Raw genomic sequence first — 21,142 nt, 5'->3', positions numbered from 1 at the left:
ACCCTTGCCGCGGGACGGCTCTCCATGAGAAGAGCCGTTTAACAGCGTGAAAGGGAGGACTTCATGACCACCGCTTCGCACCCCACCGAACACCATCATGCGATGGGGTTGACGCTTCACAACACCGCCATGGGCGTTGGCATTGTTTTTCTGCTGGTGGGTGTTCTGGGCTTTATCCCGGGTATCACCACCAATTACGGCGCCATGACCTTCGCGGGACATGAATCCGGCGCCATGCTGCTTGGAGTATTCCAAGTATCCATTCTCCACAACATCGTCCATCTGCTGTTTGGCGTGGCCGGTTTGGCCATGGCCAGGACAGCACGTATGGCTCGCCTCTTCCTCATTGGTGGCGGCGCCGTATATCTCGTTCTTTGGATCTACGGCCTGATCATCAACCAGGAAACGGGCGCCAACTTTGTTCCGTTCAACACCGCTGACAACTGGCTGCACTTTGTTCTTGGCGTGGCCATGATCGGTCTGGGTGCTTGGCTGGGCAGGGATGCCATGGACGAGACAACGACGGCACGGCGGAGGATGTAACCTCGCGGACGTCGGCTCAACGAACGACGGCGGTCGGCCCCCTAGTGGGGACGGTCGCCGTTATTTTTTGCCTCTGTTTCTTGCCTCGGCGTTTAGCCGAGCAACCTGTTTTCGTAGGCGAATGCCACGAGTTGGAGACGTGTCCGGACGCCAAGCTTCGTGAGCACGCTTCGCAGATGGCTCTTCACAGTAGCTTCGGACACAAACAGGCTCTCCGCCATCTCGCCATTGCCCAAACCCTTTGCTGCGAGAAGGAAAACGTCCCTCTCCCGAGCCGATAGAGGTTCCAAAACAGAGAGATTGGGGCCAGCAACCGGCACTGTTCGCGCCGCATGCTGGAAGAGATCGTGCACAGAACCGGGCGCGATCACGGAATAGCCGGAGTGGACCGTGCGAATGGCGGCCAACAGAAACTCCGGCTCAGCACTCTTAAGCAGATACCCGCTGGCGCCGGCCTGAACGGCCTCCACCACAGCGTGATCACGATTAAAGGTCGTCAACGCAATGATCTTGGGTTGGTCGGAACCGCCCATCTGCGCCAACCCGATGATTAGGCGGGTTGCCGTGACGCCGTCCATCTCTGGCATCCGCAGGTCCATGAGAATGACGTCGGGCGGCTGCTCGGCTGCGGATTCCACGGCCTGTTTGCCGTCAGATGCTTCCCAAGCCAACCCCATGTCCGGTTGGCTTTCCACCAACATCCGGATTCCAGCGCGAAACAGGGGCTGGTCGTCCACCAAGGCGACGGTAATAAGTGCGGACGAGTCAGCCACGCTCAGCGGCCTCCGGAACAGCAGCCAACTCCTCAAGCACCAGTGGGGGCTCCGGTGGGAGAGGCGACATCCCTGCCCGTGCCCCGTAGGGAAGGAAGGCGGTGACGCGGAACTGCTCCCCGTCAGGCCCAGCCGTCAACCAGCCTCCTGCCAGATGGGCGCGCTCACGCATCCCCGGGATGCCCCGCCCCACCCGGTCTTCGGTATGACCGGCGTCCGTTTCCCCCAATGAAACGGACACCGGAAGCTCTGAGGAAGCGTGGAGTGTAAGGCCAGGTCCACTCCAGTCGAAGTGCACGCGCACTGCCGTACCCCGGCCTGCATGCTTCAACGCGTTAGTGAGGCATTCCTGGACGATCCTGAATACTGCCAGCTGTTGCCCTGCGCCGAGTTCAACGGGTACGCCGCTCTCGCTGTGCTGAATATTGAGGTTGCCGTGACGCATCCGTTCCATCAGAGGTTCTACATCGCTGATCCGGGGTTGGGGACTGACTAACCCATCGTCCCGAACACCTTCAATGACTCGTTGCGCATCAACCAAGGCGTGCCTGGCGGATGTAGCTATGTTCTCCAGCGCTTCCAGAACAGGTTTGGGTTGGCCCTGACTCAAGTACCGTGTGCCGTCTGCTTGTGCGGCGATGACAGCCAAAGAATGAGCCAACACATCGTGCAGGTCCCGCGCTATGCGAGTGCGCTCCTGCTCCACTACCAATTCGATTTCAGTTTCCCTCAAGCTGGCTTGCGTGACTGCCTGGGCCTTGGACAACGTCCCTCGATCTTCGTACAGCGCCAGGAGGATCCCTGCGGTTCCGCACGCAGCAGCTACAAGCAGTAGAAGAGGGAACAACTGCCACCAATATTGACTGAGGGCAATGCGGTCTCCCATGAACAGGGGCCTGAACCACCCAACACCCTGTCCATACCGCAAGGAGATCATCATGTAAGTCATGATGGCTGCAAACACGAGGTTGGAGCTCGCAGCCGCGATTCGTTGGAGTTTGGAACCCCTCCACATAATGAAGCCCAGTGCTATGAACGACCCCAAATAGATTGCCCAGTGATTGGATAACACGGGCGGAAGCACGTAGAGCAGCTGTCCAAGCAACAGGGCGGCTGTGGAGGTCAGCGAAAAGTAGGGCCTCCACGCGGAAAGCGCGATAGTTATGGTCATCAAGACCAGCGAGACAGTACCCGGCCAATTGGGCAGGCCTGGCCACGGACCCATGCGTCCAGCCTCAGCTACGCACCACAGCACGAAGAAGATCACGGCAGCCGCAGGGGCGCCCCAACGCCGGAATACCCTCAGTGTTCTTTCCATGCCAGCCAGACTATCCACGCTGGAACACGACTCTGGGCCAAATGACCTATCCAGCAACCGATCTCCACCTGCGGGCCAGAAGATTCATCCTCTGGGCCAGCGGCTTCTTGTGGCCTGCGCGCCTTTCAGCTCGCGCCTCGTGTGGCCTGCGCGCCTTTCAGCTTGCGCGCCTCGTGTGGTCTGCGCGCCTTTCAGCTCGCGCGTCCTGTGGCTTGCGCGTCCTGTGGCCTGCGCGTCCCGCAGCTCAGTGCGGGGCGCGGCCACCAAGCCGTGTGGTGACCTTGGCTGCGGCATCGGCACAGGCTTCGCCGAGACTCGTAAGCGTGTCCTGCGAGACCCGAAACTTCGGTGCGGGGATGAGCACGGCCGCCACAATGTTTCCCCTGTGGTCATAGACGGGCGAGGCCACGCCCACTTCCTCGATGGACGTCTCGCCAAAGTTCACAGCCCAGCCGCGCTTCGTGGAGTCCTCCAACCGCTGCAGATACGCCTCCACTGCTTCCTCATCGAAGCCCGGAAGGCTGACCGCACCGCTCCGGAGTAGATTACGGACGCGATCTTTGTCCTCCGCGGCCAGGAAGACCTGAACAGAGGAGCTGAGTGCCTCGTTGTAACGTACTCCCAACGGGGCTAGATGCTTGACTTGGTGTCGGCTGGGGATCTGCTCAACGCTCATGGATTCGGTGCCGTTCCAGACCATGAGCGCGCTGGTCTCCCCGGTGCGCTCGGTCAGTTCGCGTAGTACCGGATACGCCACGCGCCGCTCTTCGAGTTCCGCCAGGAGTGGGCCCGCCATGGCGATCATTCCCAGCCCCAAGCGGAACCTGCGCGAATCGACGTCGCGCTCCACCAAGTGCTCCTGCTCCAGCGTAGCCAGGATGCGGGAAACTGTGCTCTTGTGCAGGCCAATGCGCCCTGCGATTTCAGTGACCCCCAACAGCGGCTCTTCGGCACTGAAACTCCGCAGGACCGCGATGGCATTGACAATGACCGAGGTACCTTTGGCTTCGCCGTTGCCTGAAACGTCGTTGGATTCCGTGGGAGTCATGGGTTCACTATATTTGGCTGAAGTCGGTGGACAGTGACCGGGCTGGGCCGGTGGACGCCGTGCACTGCGTCCACCGCCCCGGTCCCCTAGGCTCCGACGATGTTGTACTCAGGGCCAAAGGGGAACTTGGTGATGTTCTCCGCACCGTCTTCACCCACCACAAGGATGTCGTGCTCGCGGTAGCCGCCGGCGCCCGGTTGGCCGTCCAGGACTGTGATCATCGGTTCCATGGAAACCACCATCCCCGGTTCCAGCACGGTATCGATGTCTTCGCGCAGTTCAAGGCCTGCTTCGCGTCCGTAGTAGTGGCTCAAGACGCCGAAGGAGTGGCCATAGCCGAACGTGCGGTTTGCCAGGAGCCCGTGACCGACGTAGATCTCGTTAAGCTCAGCCGCGATGTCTTTGCAGACTGCGCCGGGCCTGATGAGTTCCAGGCCGCGCTTGTGAACCTCCACATTGATGTTCCACAGCTCCAATGAGCGCGCGTCCGGTTCGCCGTAGAACAGGGTGCGTTCCAGAGCCGTGTAGTAACCGCTGGTCATCGGGAAGCAGTTCAGGGACAGGATGTCGTGTTCCTGGATCTTTCGAGTGGTTGCCCAGTTGTGCGCGCCGTCGGTGTTGATGCCGGACTGGAACCAGACCCACGTGTCACGGATTTCAGAGTCCGGGAAGGTGCGGGCGATCTCGTGGACCATGGCCTCGGTGCCGATCAAGGCGACCTCGTACTCAGTGATGCCGGCGGTGATGGCGCTGCGGATTGCCTCGCCGCCAAGATCGCCAATGCGGGCGCCATGCTTGATGACGGCGATTTCCTCGTCCGATTTGATCATGCGCTGGCGCATCGCTGCCTGGGCAACATCCACCAGCGTTGCTCCGGAGAATGCGGCCTGGATCTTGTTGCGGTTGTCCAGCGGCAGGGAGTCGTCTTCGACGCCGATGCGGCGGGGGTTGATGCCGCGGGTGCGCAGGACTTCCTGGATGGCGTGGATGTAGTTGTCCCGTCGCCAGTCCGTGTACACCAGGTTGTCGCCGTAGCTGCGGCGCCAAGGCATACCGGCGTCGATATTTGCCGTAATGGTGACGGTGTCATCCTTGGTGACCACCATGCCGTAGGAGCGGCCGAAATAGGTGAAGAGGAAATCGGAGTAGTACTTGATGGAGTGGTAGCTGGTGAGGATGACGGCGTCGAGGTCCTTCTCGGCCATGATGCTGCGAAGCCCGGCAAGGCGACGCTCAAACTCTGCATCGGAGAAAGTCAGGGAGACCTTCTCGCCGTTGTTGAGGACCTTGAGTCGATCGAGCTTGGCCACATCGTTGACGGCCTCGTTCTCGGTGATGGTCATGGTTGTTCCTTTCAAGGGGTTGTTGGTTTCAGACCTGCTGCAGTGGCTTCTTGGAAGTCTCGGCGGCGAACAGGACTGCGATGAGGGAAACAAGGGCGGCAGCCACGAGGTACCAGCCGGGCGCCAGCTGATTGTGGGTCATGCCGATGAGAAGCGTTGCCATGAACGGCGCGGTGCCGCCGAACAACGCGTTGGAGAGGTTGAAGCTGACCGCGAAGCCCGTGTAGCGGACCTTCGTCGGGAAGAGTTCGGCCAGGAAGCTGGGCAGGGTGCCGTCGTTGAGGGTGAGCATTCCGCCCAGCAGGATCTGGACCAGCACGATCACCAGGAAGTTGCGCGTGTCCAGGAGCATGAACGCCGGGACGGTCAGCACCACGAACAGGACGGACGCGGTGATGAGCATCCGCTTGCGGCCGAACTTGTCCGACGCGATGCCGGTCAGGAAGATGAAGCCGATGTAACTGGCCAGGGCGATCGTTGTAGCCAGGAACGATTCCGCCGCTCCGAAGCCCAGTTCCACTGAAAGGTATGTGGGCATGTAGCTGAGGATCACGTAGAAGCCCACTGCGTTCAACAGCACTGCGCCCGTGGCGATGATGAGTTGCTTACGGTAGGTCTTGAACATGGCCAGGGCCGGAGCCTTGACTGCGGATTCCTTCTCGGACAGCTCACGGAACGCAGGGGTGTCCTCAAGCTTGGTGCGGATGTACCTGCCGATCAAGCCCATGGGCGCCGCCAACAGGAACGGCAGGCGCCAACCCCACTCGTTCAGCTGTTCTGGCGTCAGGACTGAACTCAGCAGGGCGGCCAGCAAGGAGCCCAGCAGGAGACCCGCTGCGGTACTGGCAGGCACGACGGCGGCATAGAGTCCGCGACGATTCGACGGCGCATACTCCACCAGGAAGGCGGACGCACCAGCGTACTCCCCTGCAGCGGAGAAGCCCTGGACCACCCTTACGAGCAGCAGCAGGATGGGGGCCATCACGCCGATAGTGGCGTACCCCGGGATCAGGGCGATGCAGAACGTGGCCACCGACATCAGGACGATCGAGAGCGACAACGCTTGCTTCCGGCCCAGCCTGTCTCCGATGTGGCCCCAGATGAATCCGCCAAGCGGCCTTACGAAGAAGCTGACTGCAAAGACACCGAACGTGGCGAGCAGTGCTGTTTGACGATCGGATTCCGGGAAGAAAACGGTCGAGATAATGCCGGCCAGGTAACCATAGACGGCGTAGTCGAACCACTCCACGAAGTTGCCGATGAAGCTTGCAATGACGACGCGTCGGCGCGTGTCTTTGCTGACTGTGTGATTGGGGCCGGGCTCGGGAGAGGTGCCGTGTCCGTCATTGGACCGATCTCCCGGCGCGGCTGCCACAGAGGAAAGTTCATTACTCATGTGTCCACCAAGAATATTTGGGGTTGCATTAGAAGCAACGCTGTTGCACCAGACTACGTGTGGGCCGCGTCACGGTCAAGAGTGTTTTCAAAAGTCACTCTAGGCAGTTCAGGGCGGTCCAGGTGTGTTCAACGATAGTGAACCCGATCTGGCAGTTGTTGCACTCAAAGCGACTAAGTTGCGGCAACCGCCTCAAACCCTCCGGATGTTCTCTCACATCGCGCGGCCCATTTCGGAACGTTCTCTCACATCGCGCGGCCCATTTCGGAACGTTCTCTCACTTTCATCAAGAAAGCCCGACGTCGGGCACCCACGGCGAGTGCCGACGTCGGGCTTTGGCGAGTGACAGCTGTTCAGCCGCCGGCGCAGGACGTGAGAGAACATCCACCAGAAGGCCGTTGGACGTGAGAGAACATCCACCAGAAGGGCGCAGGACATGAGAGAACATCCACCAAAAGACCGCAGGACATGAGAGAACATCCACCAAAAGACCGCAGGACATGAGAGAACATCCACCAGACGGCCGTTGGACGTGAGAGAAGGACCGCCAAAAGACCGCAGGACATGAGAGAAGATCCGCCAGAAGGCCGTTGGACGTGAGAGAAGGACCGCCAAAAGACCGCAGGATGTGAGAGAGCACCGGGAGGGGCGGGGTTATCCGGGAGCGCGCGCCTAAGCGAGGTACGAGCGAGCGCGCAGAGAATGCCCCCGCCGCCGGAGGCAGGCGGCAGCGGACGGAGGCGACTCAGGCGGCGAGGCCGAGCAGATGAGACCCTAGAGGACCTTGCGGATTGTCTCTTCGAAGCTGACCACGTGGTGCAGGGCGAGCTCGGCGGCGCGGTCTTCGTCGCCGTCGGCTATGGCTGTCAGCAGTTCAGCGTGCTCGGAGATGTGGCCTGAGACGGAGGGCATCCGCTCCAGCATGTAGCACCAGATGCGGGTAGCGAGGTTGTCGTACCTGATCAGGACGTCTTCCAGGTGTGCGTTCGCCGAGGCCTTGTAGATCAGGCGGTGAACCTGGATGTCGTAGCGCATGAGTTCCTGGGAGGAGTTGTCCTGGCCTTCAAGATCACGAATTGCACCAGCGACAGCGCGGAGCTCTGAACGCATGGCAGGGCTGGCCATGCGGGCAGCCTTCTTTGACGCCAACGGTTCCAGCAGCTCGCGGATCTCGGAGACCTCAGCGAGCTGGGTGATGTCCACGCCGGTGGCGAACGTCCCACGCCGTGGGTAGGAGACCACCAAGTGGTCGCTTTCGAGACGCTTGATGGCCTCGCGGACGGGCGTACGTCCAATGCCCAGTTCTGCAGCAATCTGGCCATCGTTGATAGGGTCACCGGGCTTGATGTCCAGCATGATGAGCCTGTCGCGCAGGAGCAGGTAGGCGTTCTCCGCCAGGGACGAACCCTGCGGAGCTGATTCCAGTGCTTCCAATGCGGCGCTCATTGCTCTCTCCCGTTGTCGTACTTCAGTCTGCTGGATGAGTTACCGCAGACCTGTTGACGACCTTGTGATCTTCAACATACTATGGCAATAGTTCTAATATATCAGTTGCCTAACAGTCGGCCACTAGACAAGCTTTTGAAGGAGAACACCATGGTTGAACCGCTGATCCGCCCGCTCGCACAGGCGGACCCGGAGGTCGATCAGGCGATCGCCCTGGAACTCATCCGCCAGCAGTCCACGCTGGAAATGATCGCCTCTGAGAACTTCGCCCCCACGGCCGTCATGGAAGCACAGGGCTCGGTCCTTACCAACAAGTACGCCGAGGGTTACCCGGGCAAGCGCTACTACGGCGGCTGCGAACACGTTGATGTGATCGAGCAGCTGGCCATCGACCGCCTGAAGTCCCTGTTTGGCGCAGAATTCGCCAACGTCCAGCCCCACTCCGGCGCCCAGGCAAACGCCTCGGCCATGCACGCACTGATCAACCCTGGCGACACCATCATGGGATTGAACCTTGCCCACGGCGGCCACCTGACCCACGGCATGCGCATCAACTTCTCCGGCAAGCTGTACAAGGTTGTTCCGTACGGCGTCCGCGAGGACACCCACACCGTAGACATGGCTGAAGTTGAGCGCCTCGCCCTCGAGAGCAAGCCGCAGCTGATCGTCGCCGGCTGGTCCGCTTACTCCCGCCAGTTGGACTTCGCTGAATTCCGCCGCATCGCGGACCTGGTGGGCGCCTACCTCATGGTGGACATGGCCCACTTCGCCGGCCTGGTTGCAGCTGGACTGCACCCGAGCCCGGTCCCGCACGCCCACATTGTCACCAGCACCACGCACAAGACCCTTGGCGGTCCCCGCGGTGGCGTGATCCTGACCAACGACGCCGACATCGCCAAGAAGGTTAACTCCGCCGTCTTCCCCGGACAGCAGGGTGGCCCGCTGGAGCACGTCATCGCAGCCAAGGCTGTGGCCTTCAAGATGGCCGCTGAGCCCGAATTCCAGGAACGCCAGGTCCGCGTACTTGAGGGTTCCAAGATCCTGGCCGATCGCCTCCTCCAGGACGACGTGGCCGCAGCCGGCATTTCCGTGGTCAGCGGTGGGACCGACGTCCACCTGGTGCTCGCCGATCTCCGCCACTCCGTCCTTAACGGCCAGCAGGCCGAGGACACGCTGCACCGCATCGGCATCACGGTCAACCGCAACGCCGTCCCCTTCGACCCCCGCCCGCCGATGGTTTCCTCGGGCCTGCGCATCGGTACCCCCGCCCTCGCCGCCCGCGGCTTCGGTGCTGAGGACTTCACCGAAGTCTCGGACATCATTGCGACGGCGTTGATCGCCGCAGCGAACAGCGGCACCCAAGCAAGCAGCACCGAAGGTGACGTCACCTTGGACGAAGCCACCGCCGTCGAACTCCGCCGCCGCGTAACCGCCCTGGCCGACAAATTCCCGCTTTACCCACACCTCAGTAACGGCAACGACGCCGCAACTGAACTCGAAGAAATGATTGGAGCAGCCCAGTGAGCGCGGACCACCTCCCCGAACACCCCGACTTCCTCTGGCGCAACCCGGACCCAAAGAAGAGCTACGACGCCGTTATTGTCGGCGGCGGCGGGCACGGCCTGGCAACGGCCTACTTCCTGGCCAAGAACCATGGCATGACCAACATCGCCATCCTTGAAAAGGGCTGGCTGGCCGGTGGCAACATGGCCCGCAACACCACCATCATCCGGTCCAACTACCTCTGGGACGAGAGTGCTGCAATTTACGAGCACGCCCTCAAACTGTGGGAAATCCTGCCGGAAGAGCTGGAGTACGACTTCCTGTTCAGCCAGCGCGGCGTGATGAACCTCGCCCACACCCTGGGCGACGTCCGTGAGAGCATGCGCCGCGTAGGCGCCAACCGCCTCAATGGTGTGGACGCGGAGTGGCTGGAGCCTGACCAGGTCAAGGAACTCTGCCCCATCCTGAACACCAGCGACAACATCCGTTACCCCGTCATGGGCGCTACCTACCAACCGCGTGCCGGCATCGCCAAGCACGACCACGTGGCCTGGGCTTTCGCCCGCAAGTGCGACGAACTCGGCGTGGATATCATCCAGAACTGCGAAGTCACCGGCTTCATCAAGGACGGAAACCGGGTCACCGGCGTCAAGACCAGCCGTGGCAACATCAACACCGAAAAGGTGGGCCTTTGCGCCGCCGGCCACAGCTCGGTCCTCGCAGAGATGGCCGGCTTCCGCCTCCCCATCCAGTCCCACCCGCTCCAGGCGCTCGTGTCTGAACTGCACGAGCCGGTCCACCCCACGGTGGTCATGTCCAACCACGTCCACGTGTATGTCTCTCAGGCACACAAGGGTGAACTGGTGATGGGCGCTGGCGTGGACTCCTACAACGGCTACGGCCAGCGCGGATCGTTCCACGTGATCGAGGAGCAGATGGCAGCCGCCGTGGAGCTCTTCCCGATCTTCGCCCGGGCCCACGTGCTCCGGACCTGGGGCGGCATCGTGGACACCACGCTGGACGCCTCGCCGATTGTTGGCCTCACCCCCGTGGAGAACATGTTCGTCAACTGCGGTTGGGGAACGGGTGGCTTCAAGGGCACTCCTGCGGCTGGCCTGACCTTCGCGCACACCATCGCAACCGGCGCCCCGCACAAGCTCAACAAGCCTTTCGCCCTGGAACGCTTCGAGACCGGCGCCCTGATCGATGAACACGGCGCCGCAGCCGTGGCCCACTAGTAAGGACGGGAAAAGACATGCTTCTCATTTCATGCCCCAACTGCGGGCCACGCGACGAAACCGAATTCCACTACGGCGGCCAGGCACACGTTGCCTACCCGGAGAACCCGAACGACCTCACGGACCGCGAGTGGGCTGAATACCTGTTCTACCGCGAGAACACCAAGGGTTCTTTCGCTGAACGCTGGGTTCACAGCACGGGCTGCCGCCAGTGGTTCAACATGCTGCGGGACACCGTGACCTACGACATCCACTCCATCTACGCGATGGGCCAGCCCCGCCCCGATACGCAAACAGGCATCGCTCCCGGCGCGCCCACTACCTCGACGGCCACTGCCGCCCCCACCTCCTCGGAAGGAGTCTAGAAGTGACCAGCAAGAACGCACGCCTCGCCACCGGCGGACGCATTGACCGCAGCATCGCTTGGCGCTTCACTGTGGACGGCCAGGAATTCACCGGCCACCCCGGCGACACCATCGCCTCGGCGCTGCTGGCCAACGGCCACATCAACGCAGGCAACTCCCTTTACGAGGACCGCCCCCGCGGCATCATGGCCGCCGGCGTGGAAGAGTCCAACGCCTTGGTCAAGATCGCTCCCCGTTTCCCGGGCCACGTCGCGGAATCCATGCTCCCCGCCACCGCAGTCTCGCTCGTGGACGGCATGAACGTTGAGCTGCTCTCCGGTTTGGGCAAGCTTGACCCTGCCGAGGACAAGGCTGAGTACGACAAGAAGTACGTCCACACGGACGTCCTGGTGGTCGGCGGCGGTGTTGCAGGCCTTGCAGCTGCCCGCGAAGCAGTCCGCACCGGCGCCCGCGTCATCCTGATCGACGACCAGCCCGAACTGGGCGGTGCACTCCTCTCCGGTTCCACGGCCGAAGGCCTGCAGGAAACCATCGAGGGCAAGCCGGCCCTGGAATGGGTTGCCGATGTGGAAGCCGAGTTGGTCTCCGCCGAAGAATGCACCGTGCTGAACCGCACCACCGCCTTCGGTTCCTACGATTCCAACTACTTCATCGCAGCCCAGAACCGTACGGATCACTTGACCGTTCCGGCCGCTCCGGGCGTTTCGCGTCAGCGTATCTGGCACATCCGTGCACAGCAGGTTGTCCTGGCACCGGGTGCCCACGAGCGTCCGTTGGTCTTTGAGAACAACGACCGCCCGGGCATCATGCTCGCCTCGGCTGTCCGCACGTACCTCAACCGCTACGCAGTCGCCGCCGGTTCACGCGTCGTTATCAGCACCACCAACGACTCCGCTTACTTGCTCGCCGCGGACCTGAAGGCAGCAGGCGTGGCGATTGCCGCCGTCGTCGATGCCCGTCCCCAGATCAGCGCGAAGGCCGCGGCCGCCGTCGAGTCCGGTGTCCGGGTCCTCATTGGCAGCGCGGTTGCTGACACGAGCGCCGATGACGCGGGTCGCCTGAATGGCGTCACCGTCCGCAGCATTAACGACGACGGCGAACTCACCTCGGGCGTGGAGCACATCGCGGCCGATCTGCTTGCTGTTTCCGGTGGTTGGAGCCCCGTGGTGCACCTCCACAGCCAGCGCCAAGGCAAGCTGCGCTGGGACGATGAACTCGCCGCATTTGTTCCTTCCACGGTGGTTCGGGACCAGCAGGTTGTTGGCGCAGGCCGTGGCAGCTACGAACTCCAGGACTGCCTGGCAGAGGGCATCTCGGCCGGAGCGGCAGCATCCATCGCTGCTGGTTTTGAGTCCGCAACCACCCCGGTGGACCTGCAGGCACCCGTCGCGAGCGCCCCGACCCGTCAGCTGTGGCTTGTTCCCGGTCAGACCGGTGAGCCGGGCGAGTGGCACCACCACTTCGTTGACTTCCAGCGCGACCAGTCCGTAGCCGATGTCCTCCGCTCCACCGGGGCCGGTATGCGCTCCGTGGAACACGTGAAGCGGTACACCTCCATCAGCACCGCCAACGATCAAGGAAAGACCTCCGGCGTCAACGCAATCGGCGTCATCGCTGCTGCGTTGAAGTTCGGCGGCGCGGAAAGCGTTCCTGGCGTCGGCGAGATCGGCACCACCGCCTACCGCGCACCGTTCACCCCGGTCGCATTCGCCGCTTTGGCTGGTCGCCAACGCGGTGAGCTGTTCGATCCCGCCCGAGTGACCTCCATCCACCCGTGGCACGTAGCCCAGGGTGCGCTGTTCGAAGATGTCGGACAGTGGAAGCGCCCTTGGTACTACCCGCAGTCCGGTGAGGACATGGATACGGCAGTCCTGCGTGAGTGCGCAGCAGTCCGCGATTCCGTGGGCTTCATGGACGCAACCACGCTCGGCAAGATCGAGATCCGTGGCAAGGACGCCGGCGAATTCCTGAACCGTGTGTACACCAACGCGTTCAAGAAGCTCGCACCGGGATCCGCCCGCTACGGCGTCATGTGCACCCCGGACGGCATGATCTTCGACGACGGCGTGACCCTGCGCCTGGACGACGACCGCTTCTTCATGACCACCACCACCGGTGGCGCAGCCAAGGTGCTGGACTGGTTGGAAGAGTGGCACCAGACGGAGTGGCCGGAACTCGACGTGGTCTTCACATCCGTCACGGAGCAGTGGAGCACCATCGCCGTCGTCGGTCCCAAGTCCCGTGCAGTGATCGCGAAGGTTGCTCCCCAGCTCGCCGAAAACGGTGGCCTGGACGCAGAAGCCTTCCCGTTCATGACATTCCGCGAGACCACCCTGGCCTCAGGAGTGCAGGCTCGTGTTTGCCGGATCTCCTTCTCCGGTGAACTGGCCTACGAAATCAACATCCCGTCCTGGTACGGGCTCAACACCTGGGAAGCAGTTGCTGCCGCAGGTGCCGAGTTCAACATCACCCCTTACGGCACGGAAACCATGCACGTGCTCCGCGCCGAGAAGGGCTACCCGATCGTCGGGCAGGACACCGATGGCACGGTCACCCCGCAGGACGCCGGCATGGACTGGATCGTCTCCAAGGCCAAGGACTTCATCGGCAAGCGCTCCTACCTCCGCCAGGACGCAAGCCGCGAGGACCGCAAGCACCTGGTGAGCGTCCTTCCCGTGGATCACTCGCTGAGGCTGCCGGAAGGCACGCAGCTTGTGGAGAAGGGCATCCCCGTCAACCCGGCGTACGGACCCGTCCCCATGGAAGGCTTCGTGACCTCGAGCTACCACAGTGCCGCATTGGGCCGTTCCTTCGGCCTGGCCCTGATCCAGAACGGCCGCAACCGCATCGGCGAGACCCTCGTGGCCTCGGTGGGAGACCAATTGGTGGACGTGGTTGTCGGCGAAACCGTACTTTTCGATGCTGAAGGGACCCGCAAAGATGGCTGAAACAGCAACACCAGCAGAAACCGCACACGTCGACCGCGTACGGGGTGCCCGCCGCAGCCCGGCCGAGCACCTGGCTGACGCCTTCACCTCCGGCTCAGTGCCGGGCACGGTGACGCTCAAGGAAATCCCGTACCAGGCCATGGTGGGTATCCGGGTTGAGCGAACGTCCGACGCCGGAACCCGCGTTGCGTCCATCACCGGCGGCTTGCCGGCCGCTTGCGGTGAAGTGACGGGCTCTGGCTCAGTCAACGCACTCTGGCTTGGCCCTACCGAGTTCCTGGTGGTCGCTCCGGAGGAGTCCCACGACTCGCTGGGCGGCTCCTTGGTCAGTGACCTGATCACGGCACTGGGCAGCGATGAAGGTCAGGTGGTGGACCTGTCCGCCAACCGCACCACGTTCGAGCTCTCCGGCAGCCACGCCCGCGCTGTGCTCGAAAAGACGTGCTCGTTGGACCTTCACCCCCGCGTCTTCAAGGCCGGCACAGCCGTCTCAACGGAGCTCGCACACATCCCCGTGATGCTGTGGAAGACCTCGGACGAGAACTACCGGATCTTTCCCCGGGCCTCGTTTGCCGATTTCCTGGGACGCTGGCTCCTCGACGCCATGCGGGAGTACGCCTCCCCCGAGGTCCCCTAATGGCACTGAGTGTGCTTGATCTGTTTTCTGTTGGCATCGGGCCGTCGTCTTCACACACGGTCGGCCCGATGCGGGCGGCAAAGCAGTTCACGGACGGTCTTGAATCGTCCGGCCAGCTTCCGGCCACGGTGCGCGTCCAGGCTGAGCTCTTCGGCTCCTTGGGCGCCACCGGCCGGGGCCACGGCTCCGACAAAGCCGTGGTGCTGGGGCTGCAGGGCCACTCACCGGAAACCGTCGACACCAAAACGGCTGACGACCAAGTGGCAGCTGCAGCCCTCGACGCCGAACTGCGCTTGGGCGGCGACCACCGAGTCGACTTCAATTGGGACGAGGACGTGGTCCTCCACCGCCGCAAGTCCCTTCCGGCACACCCCAACGGCATGACGTTCCGGGCGCTTGACCACACCGGGGCAGTACTGCGTGAGCGCAGCTACTACTCGATCGGCGGCGGCTTTGTGGTGGATGGGGACGCCACAGGCACGGACAAAGTAGTAGCCGATGACACGGTCCTCCCCTACCCGTTCACCACTGCAGACGAGTTGCTTGCCATCTGTTCACGCGAGGGCATGTCAATTTCCGATGTCATGTTGGCCAACGAACTCGTCTGGCGGTCCGAAGAGGAGCTCCGCGAGCGTCTTCTCAGTATCTGGGCTGTTATGCGTGAATGCGTGGACAACGGCTGCTCCGCCGAGGGAATCCTCCCTGGAGGCTTGAAAGTGAGGCGACGGGCGCCGTCCTTGTTCAAGAAGCTTTCCGAAACCGACGCGGACCTGAAGGGCGAATCCTCAGCGGACCCCTTGCTCGCCATGGAATGGGTGAACCTGTTCGCGTTGGCGGTCAACGAGGAGAACGCAGCCGGCGGCAGGATTGTCACTGCACCGACCAATGGTGCTGCCGGGATTGTTCCTGCGGTGCTGCACTATTACACAAAGTTTGTTCCCGGAGCCAACGACGACGGCGTCGTGCGGTTCCTGCTCGCGGCGGCCGCCGTCGGAATTCTCTTCAAGATCAACGCCTCCATTTCGGGTGCCGAGGTGGGCTGCCAAGGCGAGGTGGGTTCCGCCTGCTCCATGGCCGCTGCTGGTCTTTGCGAGATCCTGGGCGGGACGCCTGAGCAAGTGGAAAATGCTGCCGAGGTGGGCATCGAACACAACCTGGGCCTCACCTGCGATCCCGTGGGCGGACTGGTGCAGATCCCCTGCATCGAACGCAATGCCATCGCCAGCGTCAAGGCGATCAACGCTGCCCGCCTGGCCCTGCACGGAGATGGCAGCCACAAAGTATCCCTGGACAAAGCCATCAAGACCATGCGCGAAACAGGCGCCGACATGAAATCCAAATACAAGGAGACCTCCCGTGGAGGACTCGCCGTCAACGTAGTGGAGTGCTAGCCATGACTGCCATCCAAACCGAATCTTCTACTGATTCCTCCGCCGGAACCACCGTGGAGCACGTCCTTACCTTGGACTGCCCTGAAGGTCCCGGAATCGTGCACGCTGTGTCCGGCTTCCTGCTGGAGCACGGCTGCGACATTATCGACAACAAGCAGTACGGTGACCGCGCTGAGGGCCACTTCTTCATGCGGGTTCACTTCGCGTCCTCCGGTGACGAGACCACTGTGGATGCACTGCGTGCCGCGTTTTCCCCGGTGGGCGAGAAGTACTCCATGAACTGGCAGCTGGAACGCCAAGGGTCCAAGCGTCGCGTTTTGATCATGGTCTCGAAGTTTGGGCACTGCCTCAATGACCTGCTGTTCCGTGCGCGGATCGGTGAACTGCCGATCGATGTGGTGGGCGTCGTGTCCAACCACACGGACCATCAGGGTTTGGCGGAGTGGCACGGGATTCCCTTCTTCCACGTCCCTGTCACCGCCGCTACCAAACCTGCGGCGGAAGCGCGTTTGCTGGACATCATCGACGAACTGGACGTGGAACTCATTGTCCTGGCCCGGTACATGCAGGTGCTCAGCGACGATCTCGCCCGCAAGCTCGACGGGCGCGCCATCAATATCCACCACTCGTTCCTGCCGAGCTTCAAGGGTGCCAAGCCGTACCACCAGGCTTACGCCCGCGGAGTGAAGACCGTGGGTGCCACCGCCCACTACGTCAACGGCGAGCTGGACGAGGGCCCGATCATCTCCCAGCAGGTGGTTGAGGTGGATCACACGTTCGGACCGGACGATCTCGTAGCCGCCGGTCGGGACACGGAGTGCAAGGCCCTCAGCAACGCCGTTCGTTGGCACTGCGAAGGGCGGATCATCCTGAATGGGAACAGGACGATTGTGCTGAAGTAAGGCCTTGCGCGCCCCATTTCGATGGTCCGCTACGCAGTAGACGTCTTAAATCGTCGAGTGCGCAGCGGGCCGTCGTTTTGGCGTTTAAGGCGTTTAAGGCGCCTACAAACGCGCCAGCCGCACCGCCAGGTGCAGGGCCGCGAGCCTGCCCGTTCCCCGGGGATCTCCACCGCACAGCTCGAAGATCCGCTGCAACCGGTGATGCATGGACTGCCGTTCCAAGTGCAGTTCGCGTGCTGCCTGGGCTGTGTTGCACCCTGTGTCCAACCAGACGGTCAGCGTCCGCAGAAGCTCGGATCGCCGTAGTTGGTCATGCTCGACGACGGCACCCAACTGCCGCTGCACGAACCCTTCGCGAGTGGCTGGGTCCAGATGTTCCTCGGCGAGGCGCTCCACGGCGAAGGCTTCAGCATCCACCACGCCACCTCCCACCAGATCCAGGTCCAGGGTCCGGCGCGCCTCGGCCAGTGACCACGGGGCCTCATCGATCCCCTTGCCCACCGGGCCAAGCGCTATCGCGGATCCGGCTGGCGTCTCCAATGCCCGGAGCGCATCCATCAGCGCCGCCCGGGTAGCAGCGCGATCGCCAACGGAAGCGAGTGCGATCAGCTCCGCGTTATCTGCATAGCTGGCACTGTGCGGCACGTTCGCACGCAGCAAGGCATCCAAGGCCGAGCGGAGATGCCCTGCACCCGTGGAGCGAATCACCAGCGCAGCAACCCGGCCATTGGCGGGAAAGCCCGACGCCGGCCCGAGCTGCTGGAGCTGCCACGATTGGCTCCCGGAATTGATGGCACGCATCAGTTCAATGCCCGCCAGCTCCTTCAATCCTGGCGGCATCCGCTGCAACAGGGCCAGGCCAAGGATGTCCACCGACCGCTCTCCCGCCACGCGCGCCAGGCCACTATCGCCGTCGTCGGGCACTCGCAGCTCCAAGCGGGCGGCGAGGACGCCACGGACCGGCACATCAACCGTGATGAGCGCGCGTTCCTCCGCCGGCGGCGCTAAGCCTGCTGCGGATCCCGTTGCGGAACCTGCTGCCGAACCAAGGGTAAGGCCCGACGGCGATACCAACCGCGTGCTGGAACCTGTCCTTTCTGCCAAGACAGCCAGGAGTTGATCCAGCCCGCCGCCATGGGCGAGTTCGGCAGCCATCGCGTGGCTGGTTTGGTCGCCGCGTTGAAGCTGTTCGACGGATTCGCTGACCAGGATCGAGTTGATTTCCTGCATGACGGCGACGAACGGAACAACGTGACGCAATTCAATAACGGGCAGGCCTGCGGCTTCGGCGGCTTCCAGCATGGGGCCAGGAACTTCGGGCAGTGTCGGTCCGGTTTCCAGCGCCAGTGCGGCTATGCCGCGGGCCGCTAGTTCCCGTACGTATTCGGCTTGCCGCTCGGAGCTCTCAAGGGCAAGCGCCTGGCCGCCGCTGAGGAGCAGTTCGCCACCGCTGAGGAGCGGAGCGATGTCCAAAACCTCGCTGGAGTGCACCCAACGGACGGGGCGGGTCAGGGCGTCGGCCACTGAGTTAAGGAGACGCGGTTCGGCGGCTTTGAGACTTTCACGCTCCAAAGCTTGGCCCAGAAGAATAGACATGACACTCCGTACGGCGCAAGAGAGTTTCTTTAGACACATCGTATCTTGTTGCTGTGATCTGTGGCACATACGCTGAAAGAGTCCCTTTCACACACGGAGGATCTCCCTCATGCAAGACAACCTCTCCCCTGTCTCACAGCAGCCAGGCTCAGCGGCTGCAGGCTCACTGCAGCCGGGCTCACCGCAGTCAGGTCCGGCAACGGCGCCGGGCCATGACAGCGAAGCCTGGCTGCAGCCCATTCCCGAGTCAGACCGCACGCGCAAGGTCTCAGGCCAGTTCTGGATCTGGGCCGGCGCCAACCTTGCTCCAATCAACTGGGTGCTGGGCGCACTCGGAATCCACCTCGGCCTCGGCTTCGCCGACACCGTCTTTGTCCTCGTCCTGGGCAACCTGATCGGCATGTTGCTGTTTGGCTGCTTCGTCCTCCTTGGCCAAAAGACCGGCGCCACAGGCATGGTCCTTGCACGGGCCGCTTTCGGCCGCCGTGGCAACTACCTCCCCGCCGCCATCCAGGCACTCCTGGTCATCGGGTGGTGCGCAGTCAATACATGGATCATCCTGGACCTGGTCATGGCGCTCTTCGGAACGCTGGGCTGGGTGGATCCCACCGCAAAGAACTACGCCTGGAAGATCGGCGTGGCCACTGTCATCATGGCCGCCCAGGTTGCCATTGCCTGGTTCGGCTACAAGGCCATCGCCGCTTTCGAAAAGTGGACCGTCCCGCCCACCATCATCATCCTGACCGTCATGTCCGCAGTGGCGTGGTTCGGCATGAAGATCGACTGGGGTTATGCGGGTCCGGCCGGCAACATCCTTGAAGGATCCGAGCGGATAGCCGCGATGAGTGCTGTGATGACCGCCATCGGCATCGGCTGGGGCATCACCTGGTTCACCTACGCCGCGGACTACTCACGCTTCGTCAGCACCTCGGTTCCCAAGCGCAAGGTCTACTTGGCCTCGGTCCTTGGCCAGTTCATTCCCGTGGTCTGGCTCGGTGTCCTCGGCGCGAGCCTGGCCACAAACAGCGGCGAGATCGACCCCGGCAAGCTGATCGTCCAGAACTTCGGAGTCCTTGCACTTCCCGTCCTCCTCATGGTGTTGCATGGCCCCATCGCCACCAACATCTTGAACATCTACACCTTCTCGGTGGCTACACAGGCCTTGGATATCAAGATCAATCGCCGCAAGCTCAACCTGTTCGTCGGCGTCTTCTCGCTCCTCGCCGTCGTGTTCTTCATCTTCCAGGAGGACTTCGCCTCGGTACTGGATGCCTGGTTGATCGGTCTGGTGGCCTGGGTCGCTGCCTGGGGCGGCGTCATGTTGGTGCACTACTTCTGGCTGGAGAAGCGCTGGCCTGGAAAGGTTGAACGGCTCTTCGACGGCGTCGGGACCAAGCGTCTCCCGGTGATCAACTGGGCCGGCATAGTCTCCCTGCTGGTTGGCATCTTCTGCACGTGGCTGTTCATGTACGGGCTGGTACCAGTGATGCAAGGCCCCATCGCCGTGGCACTTGGTGGCTGGGATCTTTCATGGCTGGCTGGCGGACTGACCAGCGCGGCGGCCTACGCAATCCTCGGGCCCCGGGTGCACCGAAAGTTTGTCCTTGCCGACTCGAACCACGTCTCCGTCACCCAAGCTGCTCCGGGCGATCCCGCAGTTCCCGTAGTACCCGAAAGGACCACAGCATGAGTCAGCCCGCCTTCGCGGACTCCCTCCACCCGATCACCTGGCCAGAGGGCTTCAAAGCCGCAGCGTCCTTCACCTTCGACGTCGACGCCGAGTCTTGCACCATCGCCCACGATCCATCCAGCACCCGGCGCATGTCCCTCATGAGCCACCAGTCGTATGGCCCCAAGATCGCCGTCCCGCGGCTCCTGAAGATCCTGCATCGCCAGGACATCAAGGGAACGTTCTTCATCCCTGGGTTCACTGCGGAGAGCTACCCCGATGTGGTGCGCAGGATCGCTGACGGTGGGCACGAAATCGCCCACCATGGCTACCTTCACGAGCCCATGCAGGGCATCGACGCCGCAACCGAAGCCAGCTACCTGGACCGGGGCTTGGAGGCACTTGCCAACGTTGCCGGTGTTCGGCCAGTGGGCTACCGGGCTCCGTGGTGGGAGTTGAACTGGCAGTCGCCCGCGCTGCTCGCGGACCGAGGCTTCCTTTACGACTCAAGCCTGCTCGACGGCGATGCCCCCTACCGCATGTCAGTGGCCGAGGACGATCCCCGGGACATCGTGGAGATTCCCGTTGATTGGGCGCTGGATGACTGGGAGCAGTACGCGTTCTACCCCGGCATCACGGGAAGCGGGGTCATCGAAAGCCCGGCCAAGGCTTTGGAAATGTGGACTCTTGAGGCCCAGGCGCACCATGCCCAGGGCAGCTGCTTCGTCCTGACCAACCACCCGTTCATCTCCGGCCGGCCATCCAGGGCTGTCGCATTGGAGCAGCTGATCGAACGGGTCAAGGATCTTGAGGGCATGTGGGTCACCACCCTTGCAGAGATCGCACAGCACACGAAGGATACGGTTCAGGAAATCCACACTCACGCCCGGATCGATGTCCCCTTGTTCCCAGGAGCCGGCGCTTCATTCCGCCCTGCCCAGGTGCGGGTACCCACCCTCCGGTAGCTCTTCGCCGGGATGGCAGCAGACCCCCATGTTCTGGCTGCACATGGGGGTCTGCTGCCAT

Annotated in this window: 17 protein-coding genes; 10 read left to right on the top strand and 7 right to left on the bottom strand. The window is 62.6% G+C overall.

Translation table 11 applies throughout. The annotated features are described in order from the left end of the window. Positions 1-63: 63 nt before the first annotated feature. The gene (locus tag ABIE18_RS12210; protein WP_216926327.1) at positions 64-543 is read left to right on the top strand and encodes a DUF4383 domain-containing protein; all 480 of its coding nucleotides are present in this window, start codon (positions 64-66) and stop codon (positions 541-543) included. A gap of 92 nt (positions 544-635) precedes the next feature. On the opposite strand, the gene ABIE18_RS12205 is transcribed toward ABIE18_RS12210, so the two are convergent. From ABIE18_RS12205 to ABIE18_RS12180, 6 genes are all read right to left on the bottom strand, one after another. Next, positions 636-1,316, bottom strand: a complete 681-nt coding sequence (locus ABIE18_RS12205) for a response regulator (protein WP_499723048.1) — start codon at positions 1,314-1,316, stop codon at positions 636-638. Beyond that, positions 1,309-2,634, bottom strand: coding sequence for a sensor histidine kinase (locus ABIE18_RS12200; RefSeq protein WP_499723047.1), 1,326 nt, complete (start codon positions 2,632-2,634; stop codon positions 1,309-1,311). Before ABIE18_RS12200 ends, ABIE18_RS12205 begins: the two co-directional genes overlap by 8 nt. Positions 2,635-2,878: 244 nt before the next feature. Next, the gene (locus ABIE18_RS12195) at positions 2,879-3,682 is read right to left on the bottom strand and encodes an IclR family transcriptional regulator (protein WP_499723046.1); all 804 of its coding nucleotides are present in this window, start codon (positions 3,680-3,682) and stop codon (positions 2,879-2,881) included. Positions 3,683-3,768: 86 nt separating this feature from the next. Further along, complete coding sequence (locus ABIE18_RS12190) at positions 3,769-5,025, bottom strand: aminopeptidase P family protein (protein ID WP_499723045.1); 1,257 nt, start codon at positions 5,023-5,025, stop codon at positions 3,769-3,771. A gap of 28 nt (positions 5,026-5,053) precedes the next feature. Next, entirely contained in the window at positions 5,054-6,421 is a 1,368-nt protein-coding gene (locus tag ABIE18_RS12185; RefSeq protein ID WP_499723044.1) for an MFS transporter, read from the bottom strand. Positions 6,422-7,195: 774 nt separating this feature from the next. Beyond that, positions 7,196-7,867: a GntR family transcriptional regulator gene (locus tag ABIE18_RS12180; protein ID WP_477515500.1), complete on the bottom strand. Its 672-nt coding sequence runs from the start codon at positions 7,865-7,867 to the stop codon at positions 7,196-7,198. A 150-nt stretch (positions 7,868-8,017) separates the two neighbouring features. Here ABIE18_RS12180 and glyA point away from each other — a divergent pair, with 150 nt between their 5' ends. Genes glyA through purU form a run of 7 tightly spaced genes read left to right on the top strand, consistent with a single transcriptional unit; the run spans position 8,018 to position 16,851 of the window. Next, the gene (gene glyA / locus ABIE18_RS12175; protein ID WP_499723042.1) at positions 8,018-9,391 is read left to right on the top strand and encodes a serine hydroxymethyltransferase; all 1,374 of its coding nucleotides are present in this window, start codon (positions 8,018-8,020) and stop codon (positions 9,389-9,391) included. Beyond that, positions 9,388-10,608, top strand: a complete 1,221-nt coding sequence (locus ABIE18_RS12170; protein WP_431117011.1) for a sarcosine oxidase subunit beta family protein — start codon at positions 9,388-9,390, stop codon at positions 10,606-10,608. The genes glyA and ABIE18_RS12170 overlap by 4 nt, the downstream gene beginning before the upstream one ends. Positions 10,609-10,625: 17 nt before the next feature. Then, positions 10,626-10,973: a sarcosine oxidase subunit delta gene (locus ABIE18_RS12165; RefSeq protein WP_477515498.1), complete on the top strand. Its 348-nt coding sequence runs from the start codon at positions 10,626-10,628 to the stop codon at positions 10,971-10,973. 2 nt (positions 10,974-10,975) lie between these two features. Then, a complete protein-coding gene (locus ABIE18_RS12160) occupies positions 10,976-13,921 on the top strand; it encodes a 2Fe-2S iron-sulfur cluster-binding protein (protein WP_499723041.1) in 2,946 nt (981 codons plus the stop codon). Next, on the top strand, positions 13,914-14,558 hold the full coding sequence (locus tag ABIE18_RS12155) for a sarcosine oxidase subunit gamma (protein ID WP_499723039.1): 645 nt from the start codon (positions 13,914-13,916) through the stop codon (positions 14,556-14,558). Before ABIE18_RS12160 ends, ABIE18_RS12155 begins: the two co-directional genes overlap by 8 nt. Continuing rightward, positions 14,558-15,949: an L-serine ammonia-lyase gene (locus ABIE18_RS12150; protein WP_499723037.1), complete on the top strand. Its 1,392-nt coding sequence runs from the start codon at positions 14,558-14,560 to the stop codon at positions 15,947-15,949. The genes ABIE18_RS12155 and ABIE18_RS12150 overlap by 1 nt, the downstream gene beginning before the upstream one ends. 2 nt (positions 15,950-15,951) lie before the next feature. Beyond that, the gene (gene purU / locus ABIE18_RS12145; RefSeq protein ID WP_431117016.1) at positions 15,952-16,851 is read left to right on the top strand and encodes a formyltetrahydrofolate deformylase; all 900 of its coding nucleotides are present in this window, start codon (positions 15,952-15,954) and stop codon (positions 16,849-16,851) included. A gap of 102 nt (positions 16,852-16,953) precedes the next feature. Here purU and ABIE18_RS12140 read toward each other — a convergent pair whose 3' ends face one another. Then, complete coding sequence (locus ABIE18_RS12140) at positions 16,954-18,447, bottom strand: PucR family transcriptional regulator (RefSeq protein ID WP_499723036.1); 1,494 nt, start codon at positions 18,445-18,447, stop codon at positions 16,954-16,956. Positions 18,448-18,556: 109 nt separating this feature from the next. Between ABIE18_RS12140 and ABIE18_RS12135 the strand changes: the two genes are divergently transcribed. Together ABIE18_RS12135 and ABIE18_RS12130 are read left to right on the top strand one after the other, a co-directional pair. Then, entirely contained in the window at positions 18,557-20,137 is a 1,581-nt protein-coding gene (locus ABIE18_RS12135; protein ID WP_499723035.1) for a purine-cytosine permease family protein, read from the top strand. Beyond that, positions 20,134-21,081 carry a polysaccharide deacetylase family protein gene (locus ABIE18_RS12130; RefSeq protein ID WP_499723034.1) on the top strand — a complete coding sequence of 316 codons (948 nt, stop codon included), beginning with the start codon at positions 20,134-20,136 and terminating at the stop codon, positions 21,079-21,081. Before ABIE18_RS12135 ends, ABIE18_RS12130 begins: the two co-directional genes overlap by 4 nt. Positions 21,082-21,142 lie beyond the last annotated feature (61 nt).

The organism is Arthrobacter sp. 2762, assembly GCF_040548745.1.
Classification (GTDB): Bacteria; Actinomycetota; Actinomycetes; order Actinomycetales; family Micrococcaceae; genus Arthrobacter.
Note: the sequence above shows the minus strand (reverse complement) of the source record. Positions and strands in the feature narration are given on the sequence as shown.

What these genes read in the sequence shown, in the direction of transcription:
- ABIE18_RS12210 (WP_216926327.1), top strand. Translation starts at nt 64, where the DNA reads ATGACCACCGCTTCGCACCCCACCGAACACCATCATGCGATGGGGTTG.
- ABIE18_RS12200 (WP_499723047.1), bottom strand. Translation starts at nt 2,634, where the DNA reads ATGGAAAGAACACTGAGGGTATTCCGGCGTTGGGGCGCCCCTGCGGCT.
- ABIE18_RS12195 (WP_499723046.1), bottom strand. Translation starts at nt 3,682, where the DNA reads ATGACTCCCACGGAATCCAACGACGTTTCAGGCAACGGCGAAGCCAAA.
- ABIE18_RS12190 (WP_499723045.1), bottom strand. Translation starts at nt 5,025, where the DNA reads ATGACCATCACCGAGAACGAGGCCGTCAACGATGTGGCCAAGCTCGAT.
- ABIE18_RS12185 (WP_499723044.1), bottom strand. Translation starts at nt 6,421, where the DNA reads ATGAGTAATGAACTTTCCTCTGTGGCAGCCGCGCCGGGAGATCGGTCC.
- ABIE18_RS12180 (WP_477515500.1), bottom strand. Translation starts at nt 7,867, where the DNA reads ATGAGCGCCGCATTGGAAGCACTGGAATCAGCTCCGCAGGGTTCGTCC.
- glyA (WP_499723042.1), top strand. Translation starts at nt 8,018, where the DNA reads ATGGTTGAACCGCTGATCCGCCCGCTCGCACAGGCGGACCCGGAGGTC.
- ABIE18_RS12165 (WP_477515498.1), top strand. Translation starts at nt 10,626, where the DNA reads ATGCTTCTCATTTCATGCCCCAACTGCGGGCCACGCGACGAAACCGAA.
- ABIE18_RS12155 (WP_499723039.1), top strand. Translation starts at nt 13,914, where the DNA reads ATGGCTGAAACAGCAACACCAGCAGAAACCGCACACGTCGACCGCGTA.
- ABIE18_RS12150 (WP_499723037.1), top strand. Translation starts at nt 14,558, where the DNA reads ATGGCACTGAGTGTGCTTGATCTGTTTTCTGTTGGCATCGGGCCGTCG.
- purU (WP_431117016.1), top strand. Translation starts at nt 15,952, where the DNA reads ATGACTGCCATCCAAACCGAATCTTCTACTGATTCCTCCGCCGGAACC.
- ABIE18_RS12140 (WP_499723036.1), bottom strand. Translation starts at nt 18,447, where the DNA reads ATGTCTATTCTTCTGGGCCAAGCTTTGGAGCGTGAAAGTCTCAAAGCC.
- ABIE18_RS12135 (WP_499723035.1), top strand. Translation starts at nt 18,557, where the DNA reads ATGCAAGACAACCTCTCCCCTGTCTCACAGCAGCCAGGCTCAGCGGCT.
- ABIE18_RS12130 (WP_499723034.1), top strand. Translation starts at nt 20,134, where the DNA reads ATGAGTCAGCCCGCCTTCGCGGACTCCCTCCACCCGATCACCTGGCCA.